This window comes from Methylobacterium gossipiicola (genome assembly GCF_900113485.1).
Classification (GTDB): Bacteria; Pseudomonadota; Alphaproteobacteria; order Rhizobiales; family Beijerinckiaceae; genus Methylobacterium; species Methylobacterium gossipiicola.
Window position 1 is genome coordinate 64,531 of record NZ_FOPM01000011.1, and the last position, 18,399, is coordinate 82,929.

Annotated in this window: 11 protein-coding genes and 1 pseudogene; 5 read left to right on the forward strand and 7 right to left on the reverse strand. The window is 68.9% G+C overall.

Going from position 1 to position 18,399, the window contains the following annotated elements; translation table 11 throughout:
• Positions 1-76 precede the first annotated feature (76 nt).
• Complete coding sequence (gene traA / locus BM249_RS11450; protein WP_244528709.1) at positions 77-3,766, reverse strand: Ti-type conjugative transfer relaxase TraA; 3,690 nt, start codon at positions 3,764-3,766, stop codon at positions 77-79.
• Between the two features lie 390 nt (positions 3,767-4,156).
• On the opposite strand from traA, the gene BM249_RS11455 reads away from it, so the two are divergent.
• The 3 genes from BM249_RS11455 to BM249_RS11465 are packed head-to-tail and all read left to right on the forward strand — an operon-like array spanning position 4,157 to position 6,637.
• On the forward strand, positions 4,157-4,435 hold the full coding sequence (locus BM249_RS11455; RefSeq protein WP_091972010.1) for a TraC family protein: 279 nt from the start codon (positions 4,157-4,159) through the stop codon (positions 4,433-4,435).
• A complete protein-coding gene (locus BM249_RS11460; protein ID WP_041359118.1) occupies positions 4,419-4,616 on the forward strand; it encodes a conjugal transfer protein TraD in 198 nt (65 codons plus the stop codon). The genes BM249_RS11455 and BM249_RS11460 overlap by 17 nt, the downstream gene beginning before the upstream one ends.
• Positions 4,613-6,637: a conjugal transfer protein TraG gene (locus BM249_RS11465; protein WP_091972012.1), complete on the forward strand. Its 2,025-nt coding sequence runs from the start codon at positions 4,613-4,615 to the stop codon at positions 6,635-6,637. The genes BM249_RS11460 and BM249_RS11465 overlap by 4 nt, the downstream gene beginning before the upstream one ends.
• A gap of 148 nt (positions 6,638-6,785) precedes the next feature.
• Here the strand turns inward: BM249_RS11465 and BM249_RS21675 are convergent, their stop codons facing one another.
• Both BM249_RS21675 and BM249_RS11475 read right to left on the reverse strand, forming a co-directional pair.
• A complete protein-coding gene (locus tag BM249_RS21675) occupies positions 6,786-6,959 on the reverse strand; it encodes a hypothetical protein (protein ID WP_177232394.1) in 174 nt (57 codons plus the stop codon).
• A gap of 540 nt (positions 6,960-7,499) precedes the next feature.
• Positions 7,500-7,757, reverse strand: coding sequence for a hypothetical protein (locus BM249_RS11475; RefSeq protein ID WP_091972014.1), 258 nt, complete (start codon positions 7,755-7,757; stop codon positions 7,500-7,502).
• A 27-nt stretch (positions 7,758-7,784) separates the two neighbouring features.
• Between BM249_RS11475 and BM249_RS11480 the strand changes: the two genes are divergently transcribed.
• Positions 7,785-8,327: a hypothetical protein gene (locus tag BM249_RS11480; protein WP_244528710.1), complete on the forward strand. Its 543-nt coding sequence runs from the start codon at positions 7,785-7,787 to the stop codon at positions 8,325-8,327.
• 181 nt (positions 8,328-8,508) lie between these two features.
• On the opposite strand, the gene BM249_RS11485 is transcribed toward BM249_RS11480, so the two are convergent.
• The 4 genes from BM249_RS11485 to BM249_RS11500 form a co-directional block, all read right to left on the reverse strand.
• Positions 8,509-10,176, reverse strand: coding sequence for a methyl-accepting chemotaxis protein (locus BM249_RS11485; protein ID WP_091972016.1), 1,668 nt, complete (start codon positions 10,174-10,176; stop codon positions 8,509-8,511).
• Between the two features lie 745 nt (positions 10,177-10,921).
• A complete protein-coding gene (locus BM249_RS11490; RefSeq protein ID WP_091972018.1) occupies positions 10,922-11,851 on the reverse strand; it encodes a DUF2493 domain-containing protein in 930 nt (309 codons plus the stop codon).
• Between the two features lie 347 nt (positions 11,852-12,198).
• Positions 12,199-13,257 carry a DUF7146 domain-containing protein gene (locus tag BM249_RS11495; protein WP_091972021.1) on the reverse strand — a complete coding sequence of 353 codons (1,059 nt, stop codon included), beginning with the start codon at positions 13,255-13,257 and terminating at the stop codon, positions 12,199-12,201.
• 25 nt (positions 13,258-13,282) lie between these two features.
• Complete coding sequence (locus BM249_RS11500; RefSeq protein ID WP_091972023.1) at positions 13,283-17,638, reverse strand: strawberry notch family protein; 4,356 nt, start codon at positions 17,636-17,638, stop codon at positions 13,283-13,285.
• 308 nt (positions 17,639-17,946) lie between these two features.
• Here BM249_RS11500 and BM249_RS11505 point away from each other — a divergent pair.
• Positions 17,947-18,307: pseudogene (locus BM249_RS11505) on the forward strand (transposase); the annotation flags it as partial.
• Between the last annotated feature and the right edge of the window lie 92 nt (positions 18,308-18,399).

Below are 18,399 nucleotides of genomic sequence, written 5' to 3' on the forward strand. Positions count from 1 at the left end.
TGTCCTCGACTGCGCTCTACCTCCTACCCTTACTCATTGCATCAGCAGCGCCAATGCAATCGCCGCAGCCCCGGCATCACAGCGACAGCCCGAGATCGGGGCCCTGCTCCAAGTCCCGCTCCTGCGCCCGGCTCATGAAGCGCTCGCGGAACAGCGAACCGTCCTTGACGTAGGAGGCGACGTAGCCCCCGCCGCTCAGGATCTCGCGCTCGTCCTTGTCGAGCCATTGCCCTGGGCCGAGGCCGCGTTCCGCGTCATGGCCGATCGATCCGTTCGCACCGAACCGACGCCCGACGGCCTCGGCGAAGGCCAGGACCTCGGCCCGCAGCTCGGGGGTGGCCACCGCCTCCGCCACGGCCTCGTCGAGGGCTTTCGTCGCCGGCGTGCGGCCGACCTTCGCCAATGCCGCCGCCGCGGCCGGGCTCAAGCCTGGCACCTCAATCGTCAGCCGCTGGCGATACTCGACCTCGGCGCTGCGACCTGACTCCGCCAACCCCTCGAAGGCGTGTTTGAGCTTGATGGCCTCAGCCTTGGCCTGCTCGAACGCGGTCTCGGCCAAGGCCCGCTCCTCCTTCTCCTGTTTCGGCACGAACCAGCCCTTGCGGCCGCGCAGACCACCATGGGCGTCCGGATCGGACAGGAGGGCACCGATCCGTTCCCGGTAGACCGAGTTCCGCTGCTGAAGCTCGGCGAGGATCGCGGCATAGACCGGTCCCGAATTGTTGAGCGCGGAGCGCAGGCGGCGCTGAAGCGAGTCCGTTTCAGGCTTCAGATCCCGCGCAGGATCGACGCGGGCATACAGGGCGGCCTTGAGGCCGTTGGCGCCGAGATCGACGGCGGCGAGGAACGGCGCGAGCGGTGCTTTCGGCTCGGGAGGAGCCGCAGGCTCCGCCGCCGGAACAACCGCGGCCGAGGGCTTCGCGCCGGCGGCCTGAACCATCTCGGTCGCGGCCATCCCGTGGCGCGCGACGACCGCGCCCCACGCCGCCGACAGGCGCGTGGCGAGGCCGTGCAGACGGTGCAACCGGGCCTGGGCCTTGCGCACCATGACACGCGCCCGGCGGACCAAGGCGGGGGCGAGCGCGGCATGGCCGTTGAGGCTGCGACGCTCGGCGAAGGCCGAGGCGAGGGCGCGAAGATCCTGCGGCCGAACCCGGTCGGCGATCTCGGTTTCCGCCCGCTCCAACCGCGCCAAGGCGGCGTCGAGCGCGGCCAGGGCCGGGGAGGGCGACGGTTCGGTCGGATCGGCCTGGACCGGAGCCTGAGCCGCTTCGGAAGCCGGATCGTCCGGGATCGGGGCATCCGCCTCGAGCCGCCCGGCGAGGGCGGTGAGATCGCGGGCGATCCGCCCCGGATCGAGCGTGGATAGCTCCACGGCCGCCTCGCGGAAGGCCGCCTCGCCGGCGAAGTCGAGGGTCGAGGCCTTCGCCCCGTCCCGACCGAGCCGCCACTCCATTCCGGCGAGCGCTGCCGTATCGAGAGCCGCCGCGGATGGATCACGCCCGAGCTTGGCCCGGCGCCCCGGCGAGATGAAGTCGGCATGCGCACCGTGCAGCACCACGGATTGGCGATGGCGCGACATCGCCACGTAGGTGAGGTGCCGATCCATGCCGGGCGTGGCCAGGACATGCACCCGATCCAGCGTCGCGCCCTGCGATTTATGCACGGTCGCGGCGTAGCCGTGATCGAGGTTGCGGTAGAGTTCCGCCCGCACCTCGATGCGCTCGCCGTCACCGGTGCCGTCCCGGTCGAGCCGGACGGTCAGCCGGCCGGCTTCCGCCGCCTCGACGGTGGCGAGCATGCCGTTCTTCACGCCGAGCGCCCGGTCGTTTTCGAGGAACAGCACCCGGTCGTCGGGCGCGAACATCCGCTCGCCCCGCTCGGTCAAGAACCGCGCCTCGCCCGTCAGCATGCCGTCCGCCTTCAGGGCGGAACGGGCCATGGTGTTGAGGGCCAGGACGTCGGCATTGGTCTGGGCCAGGATCAGGGTTTCGGTCGCTCGCCCATCTGGCTTCCGGCCGAGGTAATCCGGTTTCCAGGCAGCGATCAGGGCGGCCCGCGCCGCCTCCCGGTCGGGCGTGAACCGGACCATGCCGCGCTCGCGATACAGCCCAAGCGCCGCAGCGATCTCGCCGCGGGCGAAGGCGACGCTCGCCCGCCGCATCGCCGGATCGACCTGACGCCAGATCTCGGAGAGCTCGGCATAACCGATCGTCTCGGTGATCGCCCGGAACCCGGCGCCGGCCTCGATCGGCTGGAGCTGCATCGCGTCGCCGACCAGCACCAGCTTGGCCCCGCGCCGCTCCACCTCCTGCACGATCCGCGAGAGCTGATCCGACGCGACCATGCCGGCCTCGTCGAGCACGAATACGTCACCCCGCCCGAGCCGATCGCGGTCGTTCTTCCAGGCGAGTTCCCACGAGGCCAGGGTGCGGCTGGTGATCCCCGCGCTACGCTCCAGCCCCTCGGCCGCCTTGCCGGCCAGGGCCCCGCCGACGACGCGATGGCCGCCGTCGTTCCAGGCGGCGCGCGCTACCCCGAGCATCGTCGATTTGCCCGCACCGGCAAAGCCGACCACGGCGGCGATCCGAGCCGCTCCCGCGACGTGACGGACCGCTTCACGCTGCTCGTCCGACAGTTCGGGGCGGGCGGCGAAAGCGCGGTCACGGGATTGATCCGGCACCCGGTGCGAGGTGTCTCCGAACAGCCGCCCGGTGGCGGCCTGCATCCGGACCTCGGCTTCGAGCAGCGTCCGTGTCGTCCAGCGCGCCCGGGCGATCACGCGCCCGGTCTCCGGGTCGAACACCTCCTCGGCGACCGCCACCAGTTCGGGCGATTGGCCGAGCCGCAACCGAACCGCCTCGAACGCCGTCGGATCGTCGATGTAGCGGAACACCGCCCGGGCGATATCCCGCTCATCGAACACGCTCTTTTCGCGCGATAGGATCGGTAGCAGCGTCTCGGGATCGTCGATGATCGCCTGCGCGTTGCGGATGCGCTTCTGCCTCTCCGCTTCGACCTGATTGGTGGGCTTGCCGAGCTTGGCCATGTTCAAGGCATGGACGCCGATATGCTCGGTCGGCTCGATCCTGATGCCGGCCTCGACATGCGAGCGGTGATCGACGCGCAGGTCGAGACCGGCCTTGGCGAGATGCAGGTTGGTCGTCTCGGCCCACGATTTCCGCCACGGGACGAGGTGCTTCATCGGCCCGGCCAGCCGCTCGTACCGCGGCTTGCCGTCGTCTCGGTAGAGCACGTTTCCGTCCCGGTCGCGGGCGAACTCGAACTTCGATGCGAACCCCTTTTCGCTGAATTTGCGCAGGGGGATCATGACGTGGATGTGCGGATTGCCCGGCACATCGTGCAGGGCCCAGTCCGCCACCATTCCCTGCGCGGTGATGGCGCTCTCGATCCAGTCGCGGGCGAGATCGATGTTCTGATCGAGGGTGAGTTCGACCGGGAGCGCGATGTTCATTTCCATCGCGTAGCCGGTACCCTTCAGCCCCTCCTTCCGCTCAACGGCGTTCCACAGATAGGCCGAGGCGCCGTTCTCGCTGCGACCGTCGATGCCGGTGCGGAACCACGCCGGAGTCTCGGCCGGCAGGGCCAACTCGGTGTGCGCGACGTGCTGCTTGCCCTCGTAGGTCAGGATCTTGCCGGTGGCCTCGCGGACCATGTTGGTCGCCCGGCGATAGGCAGCGGAGGCGACGGCACTCTTGCCGGCACCTGCGCTGATGACCTGAGCCGAGAGGTGGTAAATGGCCAAGCGCGGACCCCCGAGCTTGGCCATTAGCCCGAAGCACAGGGATATGCAATATCCCCATAAGTGCGCCCCTTCGTAAACTCATGGGACTTTGCGGAGGCGCTGCGCGCCGTAGCTCCGCTTCGATTAGGCCCCTATCGGGGCCGCCCATCCGTCCGGCGGAGCCGGCCAGCGCGACCCAAATTCCAGCGGTTGGACGGGAGGTGAACAGCTCTGGTTCTGAAGCCGGAGCCCGCTTCCCGACGCGCGCCAGGCCGGGAGGTGAGGCTCGCCGGTGTGGTTGGATCACCACAGACACTTGAGGGCCCCGTTCTTCGCCGAAAGCTTGGCTTGCCCTGCGTAAGCTGGCTGGTAATTTTCCAACGTTGCAACCGACAATGGAATTCAAAATTCATGGCCAGAACAAAGTCGCGTCAGGCACTCGTCAAGGAGATCGAGGCGGCACAAGCGAAGCTGAAGGCCCACGACAAGGCCGAAGCCGAGCGGCTCGGAACTCTCGCGATGAAGTGTGGCATCGGCGGCATCGACATCTCCGACGAGGAGCTGACCCGCGAGTTCCAGGCGATCGTCACCCGATTTCGTGAGGGAGCATCGAAGGTGGAAGAGCCAGCGCCAGAGGGATCTCGAAGCGCTGGAAAAGCTCCAGAGGCAGTCGATGATGAAGCGGCATGAAGAGCGGCGCGCCGACGCCTACCGCAAGATCCAACTCGGCGGCCTCGTCATCAAAGCCGGCCTCGCCGACCTCCCCAGCAACGTCCTGCTCGGCCTCCTCTTGGATGGGGCCGAGCGCCTCCGTGACCCCGACATCGTCGAGGGCTTCGCCCGTCGCGGCGACAAGGAGTTCAAGAAATGAAGTGGTTCATCGCCGCCTTCGTCGTCGCGATCGGGCTCGCGCTCCATCTCGCGATCGGAACGTTCCTACCCCCGCTCGTCGGGTCGGTCTACGTGATCGAGCCCGGCCATTCGATGATGCTTTACGCGCTGCGAATTGCGGCAGTGGCGTTCCCCGCGCTTGTCCTTTTCGCTGCCGCCGGGCTCACCCGCCAGGGTGATAGCGGCCGTGTCGTCGCCGCCGGTGTCTCCCTGTTCCTGATCGGCCTGATCGCCTGGACCGTGCGCGACGAGTATCTGCGTCTCGTCGCCCTCGCCCCCGGGGCCGACGGCCGCTCGCTCCTGCGCCGGGCCGACATCGGGTTGTTCTGCGCGGTGATGTTTGCGGGCTTCGTCGCCTTCGTCGTGCCGCTGGTTTCGCTGGTTCGGGTGCGGCGGACCACACGCGGCTACAGCAAGCCGATCCGCTCCAAATCCGCCGCCCACGGCGACGCCGAATGGGCGACGATGAAGCTCGCCGGCGAACTGTTCCCGCCGCAAGGTGATCTGATCCTCGGCGAGCTGTACCGCCCCGATCTCGATCCGAAGAACACCTCGCGCGTGTTCAAGCCCAACGACCCCAAGACCTGGGCCTCGGGCGGGCGCAAGCCGTTGATGGGATTCAACTGCGATTTCGGCTCGACCCACGGCCTCGTGTTCTCCGGCTCCGGTGGCTTCAAGACCACCGGAGCCGTCATCCCGATGCTGCTGTCGTGGCCGGGCAATGCGGTCGTGCTCGATCCCTCGACCGAGCTGCATCCGATGCTCGCTCAGTACCGCAGCTCGATCCGTGGAAAGGACGTCGAGCGGCCGATCCATTGCATCACCCCGACCAATCCCAAGAGCGGCTTCAACGTGCTCGACTGGATCGGTCAGGGGGAGAACAGCGCCGAGAAGGACATCTCGGCCGTGGTCGGCTGGATCGCCACCGGGCCGGTCAAACGCGACGATCCCAAGGACTTCTTCCGCAACTCCGCGCTTCAGCTCATTCGCGGCGTCCTGGCCCATATCTGCCTGAACCGATCGTACACGGGGCCTCGGACGCTTCGCGCCCTGCGCGAGATCATCTCGGAACCCGAAACCGACTTCATCGAGCGGCTGATCCTGATCCTTCGTAGCGAAAATGACGGTTCGTTCGCCAAGCTCGCCCTCGGCCCGTTCAAGAGCATGGCGCAGCAGACCTTCTCGGGCGTCTACGCCACCGCGGCCGACCTCACCAACTGGCTTTCGTTCAAGGAATATGCCGCCATCGTCTCAGGCGGCGACTTCTCCAGCCTCGACCTGATCGACGACGATCTCGACGTGTTCGTCTCGCTCGATCTCCAGACGCTTCAGGATTATCCGGGCCTGGCGCGGGTCATCATCGGTGGGTTGATGAACGCGCTCTATCACGCCAACGGCGAGATCGATGGACGCGTCGCCTTCATCCTCGACGAGGCGGCCCGCCTCGGCAATATGAGCCTGATCGAGGTCGCCCGTGACGCCGGCCGCAAGTACGGCATCACCATGGTGCTCGTGTACCAATCCCTCGGCCAGCTTCGCCAGCAATGGGGCGACAAGGACGCCGTCAGTGCGTGGTTCGAGTCGACCTCCTGGCAGAGCTTTTCCGCGATCACCGACGTCGATACCGCCAAGTGGCTGTCGGAGCGCTGCGGGTATTTTACCCAGGAGATCGTCTCCTACAGCCAGCAGGCCCGCTCCGGCGGCAAGGGCTCGAACGGGGTGAGCGTGTCGGCCTCGACCAGCCTGCAGAAGCGGGCTCTCATCATGCCCGACGAGATCATCAACACCATGCGTCGGGACGAGCAGATCCTGCTCGTCGGCGGCGTCGAGCCGATCCGCTGCGGCCGTCCGATCTACTACCGCCGCCCCGAGATGCGGGCCCTGGTCGGCGCCAATCGCTTCCAGACCCGCGACGTGCAGGAGGCAAGCGCCGGATCGGATCGGCCGGACAATGCCGCCGATGCGAACGGAGCCGATCAAGCCCAGCGGGCGGCGGCCTGATCGGCCGTATTGCGCGGCGCCGACAGCGGCGCATGTCATCCAGTCGATGCTCGCTTCCACCGGGCTCATCGCAAGGCACGAACCAGGGTGAAGCCCCCTCATCCGTCGGGATCGAAGGCCGCCCGAAGGCGACCCTTGGGGAAGGGCCTCAGCCCTCCGTGGAGAGCTGGCTGACCGCGCTCCGGGCGGCCTTCAACTCGGCGGCGATGGTGCGGCGTTCGCGCGGGCAGGAGACCGAGGCCAGCTCGGCCTCCAGTTCCGCGACGTGGGTGACGAGGGCGAGGCGGGCGTGGGCGGGGAGGGTCGAGGTGGGGCGCGGCATCGGTGGGGTTTCCTGAGGCGCTCGGGACCGTCCCTGCGCGATGCGACCCCTCAAACAGGCGGCGGCGCCGGCCGCACCCGAAGGGCCGCAGCGCAGCGGAGGACCGGCCGGACCGACGATTTTGTCCCGCGAGGAATGGCGCGCAGCGCCAGGGGAAAATCGTCGGGCCGGACGGTTGCGGACGGTGACGGCGTCTGTTCCCTTGTCGCCATCGTGTTGGGACGGTCCGTCGCTGTGGCGAACGTCGCTGCCGCGGTTCACCGCCGGTTCCGCTGGGGTCGGGTCGACCGGCCACTGCGCTGGCCGGACGGGACGCCCTGGCCGTCTCCGACCCTCGACAGGCCTCCAGCTTGCCTCGGGAGGGCGCCCCCCGACGCACTGCTGCTCCTCGCGATGGCACCCGCGCCGGATGCCGCCGGCACCGCCCTCGACAGGTGAGGCTCCGCGGCTGGGGAGGGTCGTTCCAGCTTGACGCGGGATGCTCCCCCCCTCAACGGTGCATGACCCTATGGAGCGTGATACAACCCAAGGAAAAGCGCTTCATTCTCCATCATCGACCCGTCCATCATGCCCCGCTCGACTTCCACCGATCGGCTTCTTGCCGAGATCGCGGCCGTTCTCGGCGTCGATCCCGCCGTGTTTCGGGATCCAAGGGGTCCCGGCCAATGGCATCGCCAAACCGTCGAGTTTGCCAAGACCTGGAAATCGGCGGACTGCCCGCGTGTCCGGAAACACATCCTCGATCACTTGCGGAACGAGGCGAACGAACTCAACGCAATACGAGAACGAAACCGACACTGGCCGCCGATCCAGTGAGGATGCCGGATGACCCTGCCTGAAAGCGCTTCGTCACCGGGTCCGGAACCAATTTGGATCCCGCTCAAGTCGGTGCTGGCTCACGCCACCCGCGTCTCACTGGCCGTCGCCGAACCCGCCGACGTGCGGATCGTGGTCGATCTCGGCTTTGCGCAGATCGTGGCGAGCGGTGTCGATGATGTCGGCGATCTGATGGAGGGGTTCCGGCTTCGTGACGAGGATCGGGTCGCCTGTGAGCGCTACGGGTTCGTCCTCTCGGAACAGGGCGACGAGGATGAGCGGCGGCTGGTGATCTACCGCGACAAGCACAGGGAGGTCCGGATTCCTCGTACCGACTACGACCGGATCTCCGAGGCTGTGTTGGATTTGCTGGCCGACCCGCGCGTTCAGGCTGCTTTCGAGCGTGCCTACACGCGTCATGCCGCTGCGATGCGCGGAGCGGCCTGGAGCCCTGGCCCGGAGAGGGCCGGCGTCTCAATCTCCCCTGATCGACATCCCGAGATGAGGGGCGCATGGACCGAGTTGCTTAGGGCCAAAATCCTTTCAACCTGACCGTGCGAGGGGCCGGTTTCGACCCTTTGCCGACCCTGTGAAGGTCCGCTTCGGGGCGGCTTTGCGGATGCCAGCCTACGACCGAAGTGGGTGGTTTTCCGCCGGTCCGCTTCTGATCCCATTTGGGCTAGAAGCGGACCTTCGAATGGCAGCAGCGCGTACTTGATCCATCGAAGCAGTGTCAGGCGGCGCGGACCGTCGCGAGGAAGCGGCCGACCTCGGCACCGAGTTGCTCCGACTGCCGCGACAGTTCGGAAGCCGCCGACAGCACCTGGGTCGCTGCCACTCCGGTCTCCTCCGAAGCCTGCGCGACCCCGGCGATGTTGCCGGTCACTTCGTTGGTCCCGGTCGAGGCGAGGGCGACGTTGCGTACGATTTCCTGGGTCGCCGCCCCCTGCTGCTCCACTGCCGCGGCGATGGAGGTCGCCACGCTGTCGATCTCACGGATCCGCCCGGTGATGCCGCCGATTGCCGTGACGGCCTGCGCCGTCACACCTTGGACCTCATCGATCTGGCGTCCGATCTCCTCGGTTGCCCTAGCGGTCTGTTCGGCCAGCGCCTTGACCTCGGAGGCGACCACGGCAAAGCCCCGTCCCGCCTCTCCGGCACGCGCCGCCTCGATGGTGGCATTGAGGGCCAGCAGGTTGGTCTGCCCGGCGATGCCCGATATCATGCCTACCATGTTGCCGATCCGAGCCGAGGTGGCCTGCAGGGCGTGGACCAGCTGCATGGTCTCATCGGCTTCGCCGACGGCCGATTGGGCCAGCCGGGTCGAACCGGAGACCTGTCGGCCGATCTCCTGCACGGACGAGCCGAGCTCCTCGGCGGCGGCCGCGACCGTGTTGACGTTGGCGGCCGCCTCCTCGGCGGCAGTTGCGACGGTGGTGGACTGACTCGCGGTCTCCTGAGCGGTGGCGGTCATCTGCTGGGCGGTTGCCTGGAGTTCGGTGGCCGAGGACGATACCATCCCCACGATGCCGCCGACCGCGCGCTCGAAGCCGTCGGCGAGCTCGATCATGGTCCGCTTGCGTTCGGCCGCGGCGGCCTCGACTGCGCGGCGCTTGACCTCGGCTTCCTCGGCGGCTTTCCGGGCGACCATGGCCTTGATGCCGTCGACTGCCTTGCCGACCGCGCCGATCTCGTCGCTGCGGACCGACTCCGCGATCGCGGCATCGGTCTCGCCGCGAGCCATCCGCTGCAGTACGCTGACGAGCCTGCCCAGCGGACGGGCGACCTGCGCGACGACCGTATAGACGCCGTAGGCGATGCTGAGCGCCGCGACGACGAGTGCCACGAGGAGGGCGATGCGGGACCAGCCTGCGGTGTGCTCGGACCGGTTGAACTCGGCCTCTGCTTCGCGGACCTGCAGCGTGGTCAACTTACTGAGCGTCGCGTTGGAGGCCTTCATGTTCTTCAACAGGTCAGCATGCGTCGCATCGAAATCCGGAGCGCCACCCTGCGCGGTGCGCTTGAGGATCTCGGAGATGACGACGCCGTTCTGATCGATCCAAGCCTGCAGGTCCTTGGCAATGACATCCTCTTCCGCAGTCAGCGAAGTCGCCTTGTAGGCGGACCATTGGGCGTGCAGGTTGGAGAGGTCGCGCTCGATCCTTTCCTTTGCCGTGGCGAACGCGACCGTCTTGCTGCGCAGCATTCGCGATACGTCGATGATATCATCGTAGGCATCACGGATGACGCTGAACTGTCGAAGGCAGACGACCCGATCCTCGTAGACGGTCTTGAGGCTTGAATGGCTCCAATGGAGGGCGAAGTTCCCCAACGCCGCCGTACCGAGAAGGAGGAGGCCTATCACGGCCAACACTGAAACGAGGCGCTGCTTGATCGTCATCGTCAGAAATCTGCCTTTTGGATCGCCATAGCCGGCACATGCACCACGCGAACTGGAGTGATGCCTGCAGTCTAGATGCGTAAAATAGAGGCAATTGGTTAAGATGACGGCTGTTCGACGTCCGAGGACCGTACGCAGCGTCATGATGGCCAATCACGATAAGGACACCGGTGGCTGTCCTTCCAGTCGCGAACCTTGCCCGTCGCGTACTTCGGCTGACGCCAAGGTCGCATAGGGTTCGGACGCATGCCCGGTTTCACACCGCTCTGGTGCCGATTGGAAACGGGGCGCCTAGACAGCCCGAGACGGGCTCGGACTACGAAACGGATTGCTGGGCGCTGCCTGAGCAATTCGCAGGCTTCTGGCGTCCGGACGCCACCGAAACGCTTTTTCGCCGTGCCAACCTTCCCCCGAAGCCCCTTGGCGGCCTCCTCGTACGTGTAGCCTTCCGCCCTTACCTCTCGCCAATGAGCATTCCTCGCCACGAGCGAACATTTCAGAAATGAAGCTGACTAGAGGTTGCAGGACTGCCAACGAACGGCTGCTTGTGAGAAGCGTGCATAGCCCTTCGCACGGCAAGGTTGGGTCGGAAACGGAATGTCCGCTTTCGGGCGGAGAGGTAGGGTCCGTTCCCCACCCTCAGCGGCCCTTCGCACGGCCGAGCTAATTTAGTTTTGAGCCTAGACCTGTAGTTCCTTGCCGATTGCCGCCAAGTGACGGGCGGCGGACGGACGGGGACCGGCGCCTAAGCGCCGGCCTTCACGTTACGCCGGACCGGGATGCCCTTGGCCAGCGCCTTATCGGCGAGGTTGTCGGAGATGCCGCCGCCGGGGAAGTGAACGATGCCGATCGGCATCTGCTCCAGGATCGTGTCGTTGCGACGGAACGGGGCGGCCCGGTTGTGGCGCTTCCAGTCCGGCTTGAACACCACCTGGGCGACCTTGCGGTTCTCGGCCCACTTCGCCGCGATCAGTTCGGCGCCCTCGCCGCCCCCGTGCAGCAGCACCATGTCGGCGTGCTTCGCCCGGACCTTGTCGAGGGTGTCCCAGATCACCGTGACGTCCTGGTACTCCTTGCCGCCGGTGAAGGCGATGCGGGTGCCCTGCGGCAGGTGGATCTCGGTCTCGGCCCGCCGCCGCGCGCTGATGTAGTCGCGCGAGTCGATCATCGCCGCGGTCATGGTGGCGCGGTTGACCCGCGACCCGGAATGCGGGCGCCACAGCGACCGGGTGGTGCGGGTGAACAGGTTGGCCGCGGTGTCCCGGGCGTACTCGAAGGCGTTGCGGCGCTCCGACAGCGTCAGCCCGAGGGCGGTGAGGCGCTCCAGCTCGACCGACAGCACCTCGCTGCCGTCCTGCTCGCGCTGGCTGGCGCGCTGCGCCTGCTCGTTCTCGTCGAGCTTGCGCTCGATCTGCTCGACGCGGCGGTGGAAGACGTTGACGAAGCCCCACAGCACGTCCTCGAGGTCGTCCTCCAGACGGGTGTCGGCGAAGGCCTGTTCGAGGGCGCTCATCGCCACCTGAAGCCCCTGGTCCATCGTGCGCTTGGCCGGGAGCGGCCGGGGATCGTCGTGCTCCTCGAACGGGCGATAACCGGTGACCGCCAGTTCCTCGAGCAGGGTCGCGTCGGCCGTCGGCAGGTCGGCATCGAGATCGTGGATCGCGTGGTCGAGCATCGCTGGGCTCCATCGGGTCCGGGGACCGCGTCCATCGCGGCCTTCGTGGCGACCCAAGGCCGGGCCCGGGGCCTGGCGCACCCGCGCACCCCTCCGCATCGCACCTTTCGCGATGCGGCGGCGCGGGCCGAAGCGCAGCGGAGGACGGCTCCAAGGCCGTCGATTTTGCTTCGCGATGCAAAGCCGCCGTCAGGCGGCGGCGGAAAATCGTCGGCCGGGAGCGTTGCACCCAAGGCTCCGGCCCCGGCACCCGTCGCCCTCTCGAGAAGGCCGTGGACGCCGGCTCTCCCTCCGGGCCGGGACAGCCGGCAGGGCCTCACCCGGATGCCCCGATCGGACCGACCGGATCAGGCCGCCGCCGCCTCCTCGAACCGGAGGTGGCTTACCGCGTGGTTCGGATCGAGCTGCGGCGCCAGATGCAGGGCGAGATCGCGCGGTCCGAGATGGCAGAGGTCGCGGTTGAAGTCGTCCTCGCAAGGGATCAGATCGCTCACCAGGATGCCCTCGGCTTCGGCGCGCCGGCGCAGGATCGCCGCCCCCCGCTCGCCGGCCTCGTCGGCGTCGCGGGCGATGTAGAGGTGGCGCAGGCCGGGAGGAAGGATCAGGGCGCCGAGATGCCCGGCCGAGAGGGCGGCCACATGCGGCACCGTAGGCATCAGGCGGTGGACCGACGCCACCGACTCGACCCCCTCCCCGGCCACCATGAGATCCGCGACCGTGCCGGGAAAGCGCACGCCGTGGCCGATGAGGTTGCCGAGCGCCCGACGCGGTTTCGGGAGATCGGCCTTGCCACGCCCGTCCGCGGCGAGCCAGGTTCGGCCGACGCCCATGACGGTGCCCGCGAGATCCGTGACGGCGGCGAGCAGGGCCGGGTGCCAGGTGTCCGGCCCCGGATGCTTACGCGAAGCCCGGTACAGACAGCGCGGATGGAACCGCAGGGCGGGCAGACCGAGCGCCCGCTCGATCCCGCGCGAGCGCAGATAGGCCGCCGCCGGACTGCCCGCGAGCGACCGGCCGTAACGCCACATCCGCCGCGCCGCCTCGGTCGAGTCCCGCGCCTCCGGGACCGGACGAGCCCGCTCCATCTCCGGAGGTGGGGGCAGGCTGAGAAACGCCCGTGCCTCGGCCATGGCATCCTTCCAGTCGCTGCCGCGCTGGAGACGAATCACGTCGAGCAGGTCGCCGTGCTCCCCGGTGGCGCCGTCCGCCCATTTGCCCCGGGCACCCTTGCCCCGGCTCGGGCCGGTGAGGCGCACGTACATCGACTCGCCCTGCGTGTTGAACACGTCGCCGACGCACCACCAGCGGCCGGATCGGTAGCCGTTGGAGAGGTAACGTCGGCAGAACGCCTCGACGTTGTCGGCGAGCTGGCGAGAGAGATCCGCGGCGGTGGGATGGGTCGGCATGGTCGGCCTCCGTCGGGTTCGCGTATTAAGCGTGAGCGGACGCGGCGACGCAACGCAGCAACGCATGCCGCTCGAACACCCCGGCCAGGATGGCCGCCCCGCGCTCGCCGGCCGGGATGAACAGGCGGGTGCGGTAGGCGATCACCTCGGCAAACAGCCCGATCGACTTCAGCCCGGCTCTGGCCCCCTCGCTCGCCCCGATCACCTCCACCCGATCCTCGCCCATCACGCGGGCTCGCTTGACCTGAAGCCCCCCGGCCAGATGCAGGCTGGCGCGCCCGCCGAACACGGCGGCGAAGGCCTCGGCCGGGGGCATCGTCGCGCCGGCGCCGAGGTTGAGCCGCTCGCGGGTGACCTGAAGATCCTCGGGCTCGACCACCCGGCCGACGATGCGCTCGCCCGCGTCGGTGACGAGGCGGAACACCCGCATGTCGATGCCGGGCAGCCGGTCCCAGATCGGCAGAAGCAGCCCGGTGACCATGTAGAGGGTGCGTTCCTCGAACTCAGGCAGGCTCGCGAGTTCCTGGCGCCAAGCCGTCGCGAAGGCCTCCGGCGTCACCTCCTCGAACCGCGAGCGGTCGAACGTGTCCCGGTCGAGGATCTGGCGCTGGAGCGGGCGCACCAGCCGGACCCGCGCCACCACGGAACCGTCCTCCCGGGTTTCGCTCGCGGCCTTGCCCATCAGCGCCGGCCGCCCGGACTTCGCGTTGACCATGGGCCGGTAGCCGTCGGCGACCAGGGCGAGGGCGTCGTCGAGGTCGAGCGGATGCAGCCGGCGCCGCTCCGCGATGGTCAGGAGGTGGGTGCGCGCGCCGCTCTCGGGATGGGTGTAGGCCACCTCGCGATCCGTGACCGTGAACGACTCGGCCGTCAGCACCTCGACGCCGACGTCGTAGACTCCGGCCGAGATCGCGCCCTCGATCACCAGGGCCAGCCGCTCCTCGAACGCCGCGAACAGGCGGTTCTGCATGGCGATGCGCAGGGCCAGCACCCGGTTGAGGAAGCGGCCGATCGGCGGCAGTTCGTCGAGCAGGCAGCCAGCGTCGTTGACGAGGGACAGCCCGGTCATCGCCTCGAAGGTCTCGCGCGAGCAGCCCTCGATCTCACCGCGCACGATCGCCCAGTAGAGCTGGCGCAGGGCCGTGGCGGCGTAGTGGCCTTCCAGATTGTCCTCGGCCCGGAACAGGCCCTGACCGCCGGTCTGGCGCTGGCCGCGGGTGATCGCCCCGAGGGTATCGAGGCGCCGGGCGATGGTGGAGAGGAACCGCTTCTCGCCCTTCACGTCGGTGGTGACCGGCCGGAACAGCGGCGGTTGCGCCTGATTGGTGCGGTTGGTCCGCCCGAGGCCCTGGACCGCCGCGTCGGCCTTCCAGCCGGCCTCGAGCAGGTAGTGGACGCGCAGGCGCCGGTTCTTCGCGCTCCGGTCGGCGTGGTAGCTGCGCCCGGTGCCGCCGGCATCGGAGAACACCAGGATCCGCTTCTCGTCGTCCTGGAAGGCTTGGGTCTCGGTCAGATTGGCGCCGGCCGGGCGGTTCTGGAGCACGAGGCGGTCGACGCCGTCCTTGCCCGTCTGGCGCACGATCCGGCGTGAGCGCCCGGTCACCTCGGCCACCGCCCCCGCGCCGAAGTGGTGGAGGATCTGGTCGAGGGCCGACTGCACGGGCTCGAGCCCGCACAGATGCTCGATCAGCCGGTCGCGGGCCTCGACCGCCTCGCGGCACTGGACCGGCCGCCCCTCGTCGTCGGTCACCGGCCGGGATTGCAGGTTGCCGTCGGCGTCGGTGTAGGGCTCGTAGAGCTGGGTCGGAAAGGCGTGGGCGAGGTAGTCGATCACGTACTCGCGCGGGGTCACGTCGACCTGAAGGTCGCCCCATTCCGACGAGGGGATTCCGGCCAGACGCCGCTCCATCAGCGCCTCGCCGGTCGAGACGATCTGGATCACCGCGGCGTGCCCGGCCTCGATCTGCGCCTCGATGTCGGCGATCAGGCTCGGGCACTTCATCGCCGTGAGCAGGTGGTTGAAGAAGCGCTGCTTGCTCGACTCGAAGGCCGAGCGCGCCGCCGACTTCGCCGCCCGGTTCAGCGTTCCCGACGTGCCGGTCACGCCCGAGGCCTTGAGCGCCGCGTCGAGATGGGTGTGGATCACCTGGAACGCGTCGGCATAGGCGTCGTAGATCGCCGTCTGCGCCGGCGTCAGCGCGTGATCGAGCATCTCGACCTCGACGCCGGCATAGGAGAGCGAACGGGCGGTGTAGAGGCCGAGCGCCTTGAGATCGCGGGCCAGCACCTCCATGGCGGCCAGGCCGCCCTGCTGCATCGCGCCGACGAAGTCCGTCCGGGCCGGGAACGGGAAGCTCCCGCCGCCCCAGAGGCCGAGGCGGTGGGCGTAGGCCAGCTTCTCGACCGTCACCGCCCCGGTGGCCGAGACGTAGAGCACGCGGGCATCGGGCAGGCGGTACTGGAGGCCGAGCCCGGCCTTCCCCTGCTGCGAGGCCTCGACCACGCCGCGATCGCCCGACCCGGCGGCGGCGTTGGCCAGCGCATGGGCCTCATCGAGGGCGATCACGCCGTCGAAGTCCGGCCCGAGCCAGTCGCAGACCTGATCGAGGCGCGAGCCCGCCCCGCTCCGGCTGCCGCCGCGCAGCGTCGCGAAGGTCGTGAACAGGATGCCCTCGGCGAGGGTCACAGGCTTGCCCGGGGCGAAGCGCGACAGCGGCACGATCTGGAGCGGCTCCTGGCCGAGATGACGCCAGTCGCGCTGGGCGTCCTCCAACAGGGCGTCGGACTTCGACACCCACAACGCCCGGCGCCGGCCCTGCATCCAGTTGTCGAGGATGATGCCGGCGACCTGGCGGCCCTTGCCGGCGCCGGTGCCGTCGCCGAGGAAGAAGCCCTGGCGGAAGCGCGCCGCGCCCTCGGCGTCCGCGGCGGCGGCCGTGACGATCGTGCCGGTCTCGTCGATGGTCCAGTGGCCCGGCAGGTGGCGGTCATGGGCGGCGCCGGCATAGATCACGGTCTCGAGCTGGCACTCAGAGAGCAGGCCCTCGGTCACGACCGGCGCCGGCAGGCGCGGGGCGTGGGTCGGCCGTGGCAGCCGCACCGAAGCCATGGCGGTCGATTGGACAAGCGGAGTCGGATGAGGCTGGGCGCCCTCGATCCGCAGGGTCTCCAGCGCATAGGCCTCGTACAGGGCGGCCTCGGCCACCAGCGTCGCCGGCAGTTCCTCGATCACCGTGTAGGCGATCGGCGCGACGGCCTCGTCCGCGGCGGCGGGAGCCGGCCGCGGCGCCGTCGGGCGAGCGACGGCGGGCCGGCGGACCAAGCCGGGAATGGCGCTGCGCGGGGCCGGCGCGGGCGCCGGGATCGCGCGAAGCCGGGGCGGCAACTCGGACAGCACGGCCTCGAGCAGGGCGGCGGGATCGGCGTACAGGCCGAGCGGAGTTGCCTGGGCCCCGGTCTCGCCCTCGGGCATCCGGTCGAACACCGACAGGCGCACGTCGACGGTGGTGCCGTGCTTGGCGTAAGCCCGACCCGACAGCCCGGCGGAGAACACCAGCCGGCCGCCGCGCTCGGCCATCGCCGCGAATGCCCCGGCGCTGGACGGACGATCCGGCCGGAACCCCTCCCCCGTGATGGCGACCAGGCGCCCGCCGGGGGCGAGCCGGGCCAGGGCCGAGCGCAGATGCGTAGCCGTGGCGTCGCGATACCGGCCCTCGACCCCCGCCGCGACCGAGAACGGCGGGTTCATCAGCACCACGTCCGGGATCACGTCCGCGTCGAGCCGGTCGTGGATCTGGGCGGCATCGTGCCGGGTGACGGCGTCGGCCGGGAAGAGCTGGGTGAGCAGGCCCGCGCGGGTCGCGGCCAACTCGTTGAGGTGCAGGCGCGCCCCGGCGAGTTCGGCGTGGATCGCGAGCAGGCCGGTGCCGGCCGAGGGCTCCAGCACCCGCTCGCCCGGGCGCAGCCCGGCCGCGAGGGCGGCGACGAAGCCGAAGGCCAGCGGCGTCGAGAATTGCTGGAACGCCTCGCTCTCCTCGGAACGGCGCGTCTGGGTCGGGAGCATCGCGGTGATGCGGGTGAGCAGAGCGAGCCGCGCGGCAGGAGTCGCGGCCTTGGCCCGGATCGCCGGCCAGAACCGACGCAGGAACAGCAGCTGGGCGATCTCCCCGGCTTCGTACGCGTCCTTCCACAACCAGAGCCCGTCGGCGTCGCTGCCGCCGCAGGTGATCTCCATGGCTGAACGCAGGGCCTCGGTGTCGATCGCCCCGCCCTGCGCGAGCCGGTCGGCGAGCCGCGTGCCGGTCTGGAACAGGGCCTCGGGCGCGGGCGACGGCGCGAGGGCGGTGGTGTAGAGGTGCGGAGTGCGGATCGAAACGTTCATGGACGGCCTCCTGGCGGGGTTCGGCCGACCCGCAGGACTTTCTCTGTCCAACTGTCGGCTTACTCCTGTCCGACCTCCTCTCACTCTCGTGAACCGACCCGGTTTATTCAGCCTTGCAAGCGTGTAGCCACGACACTCGTCCATCTCTAGCGGTGTAGTCGGGTTGTGTTATTGACGAACCCCACGGCCAAGGTTCAGATGGTCGGCGATTCACGGAGGAGGAACTGCCGGTTGCATCGACCGCAGCACACCCACACCCCGGCGCATGCCCCCCTGTTCGTGAGCGTCACCGTTCGGATCGTCAGAGCCTGACGGATGCGGAACGAGCAACCTACCGAGATGCGACGCCGTCACTACCCGAGCGATCTGACGGACGAGCAATGGGCGGCCATCGCGCCGTTGCTGGCCGGCTACGATCCCCTGACGGCGGACCTGCGGCAGATGGTCAACGCCTGCCTCTATCTGGAGAAGACGGGCTGTCCCTGGCGATACCTGCCGATCAACTTCGGTCCCTGGGAAACGGTGCGCAAGTGGCGCGACCGGTTTCTGGCCGATGGGCTCTGGCCGGAGATCGCCGCCCGGCTGGCGCGGGCCTTACGACGGCAGCGCAGGCGTTCGAGCACGTCCAGGACCGCGCTCTCGGACCCGGAGAGTGTCGTGTCCGGGCCGTAGGCCGGGCGGAATCGTCTTGGAACCAGCCTTCCTCGCTGATCGCGCCCCTTCCCATGGCCATGCTTGTCCACCCTGCCTGGTGCCGCCTA

Excerpts from the sequence above, each read along its gene's own strand:
- BM249_RS11490 (WP_091972018.1), bottom strand. The coding sequence starts at position 11,851 with ATGCTCGACCACGCGATCCACGATCTCGATGCCGACCTGCCGACGGCC.
- BM249_RS21675 (WP_177232394.1), bottom strand. The coding sequence starts at position 6,959 with ATGCCGCGCCCCACCTCGACCCTCCCCGCCCACGCCCGCCTCGCCCTC.
- BM249_RS11485 (WP_091972016.1), bottom strand. The coding sequence starts at position 10,176 with ATGACGATCAAGCAGCGCCTCGTTTCAGTGTTGGCCGTGATAGGCCTC.
- BM249_RS11480 (WP_244528710.1), top strand. The coding sequence starts at position 7,785 with ATGACCCTGCCTGAAAGCGCTTCGTCACCGGGTCCGGAACCAATTTGG.
- BM249_RS11500 (WP_091972023.1), bottom strand. The coding sequence starts at position 17,638 with ATGAACGTTTCGATCCGCACTCCGCACCTCTACACCACCGCCCTCGCG.
- BM249_RS11460 (WP_041359118.1), top strand. The coding sequence starts at position 4,419 with ATGATGAAGCGGCATGAAGAGCGGCGCGCCGACGCCTACCGCAAGATC.
- BM249_RS11455 (WP_091972010.1), top strand. The coding sequence starts at position 4,157 with ATGGCCAGAACAAAGTCGCGTCAGGCACTCGTCAAGGAGATCGAGGCG.
- BM249_RS11465 (WP_091972012.1), top strand. The coding sequence starts at position 4,613 with ATGAAGTGGTTCATCGCCGCCTTCGTCGTCGCGATCGGGCTCGCGCTC.
- BM249_RS11495 (WP_091972021.1), bottom strand. The coding sequence starts at position 13,257 with ATGCCGACCCATCCCACCGCCGCGGATCTCTCTCGCCAGCTCGCCGAC.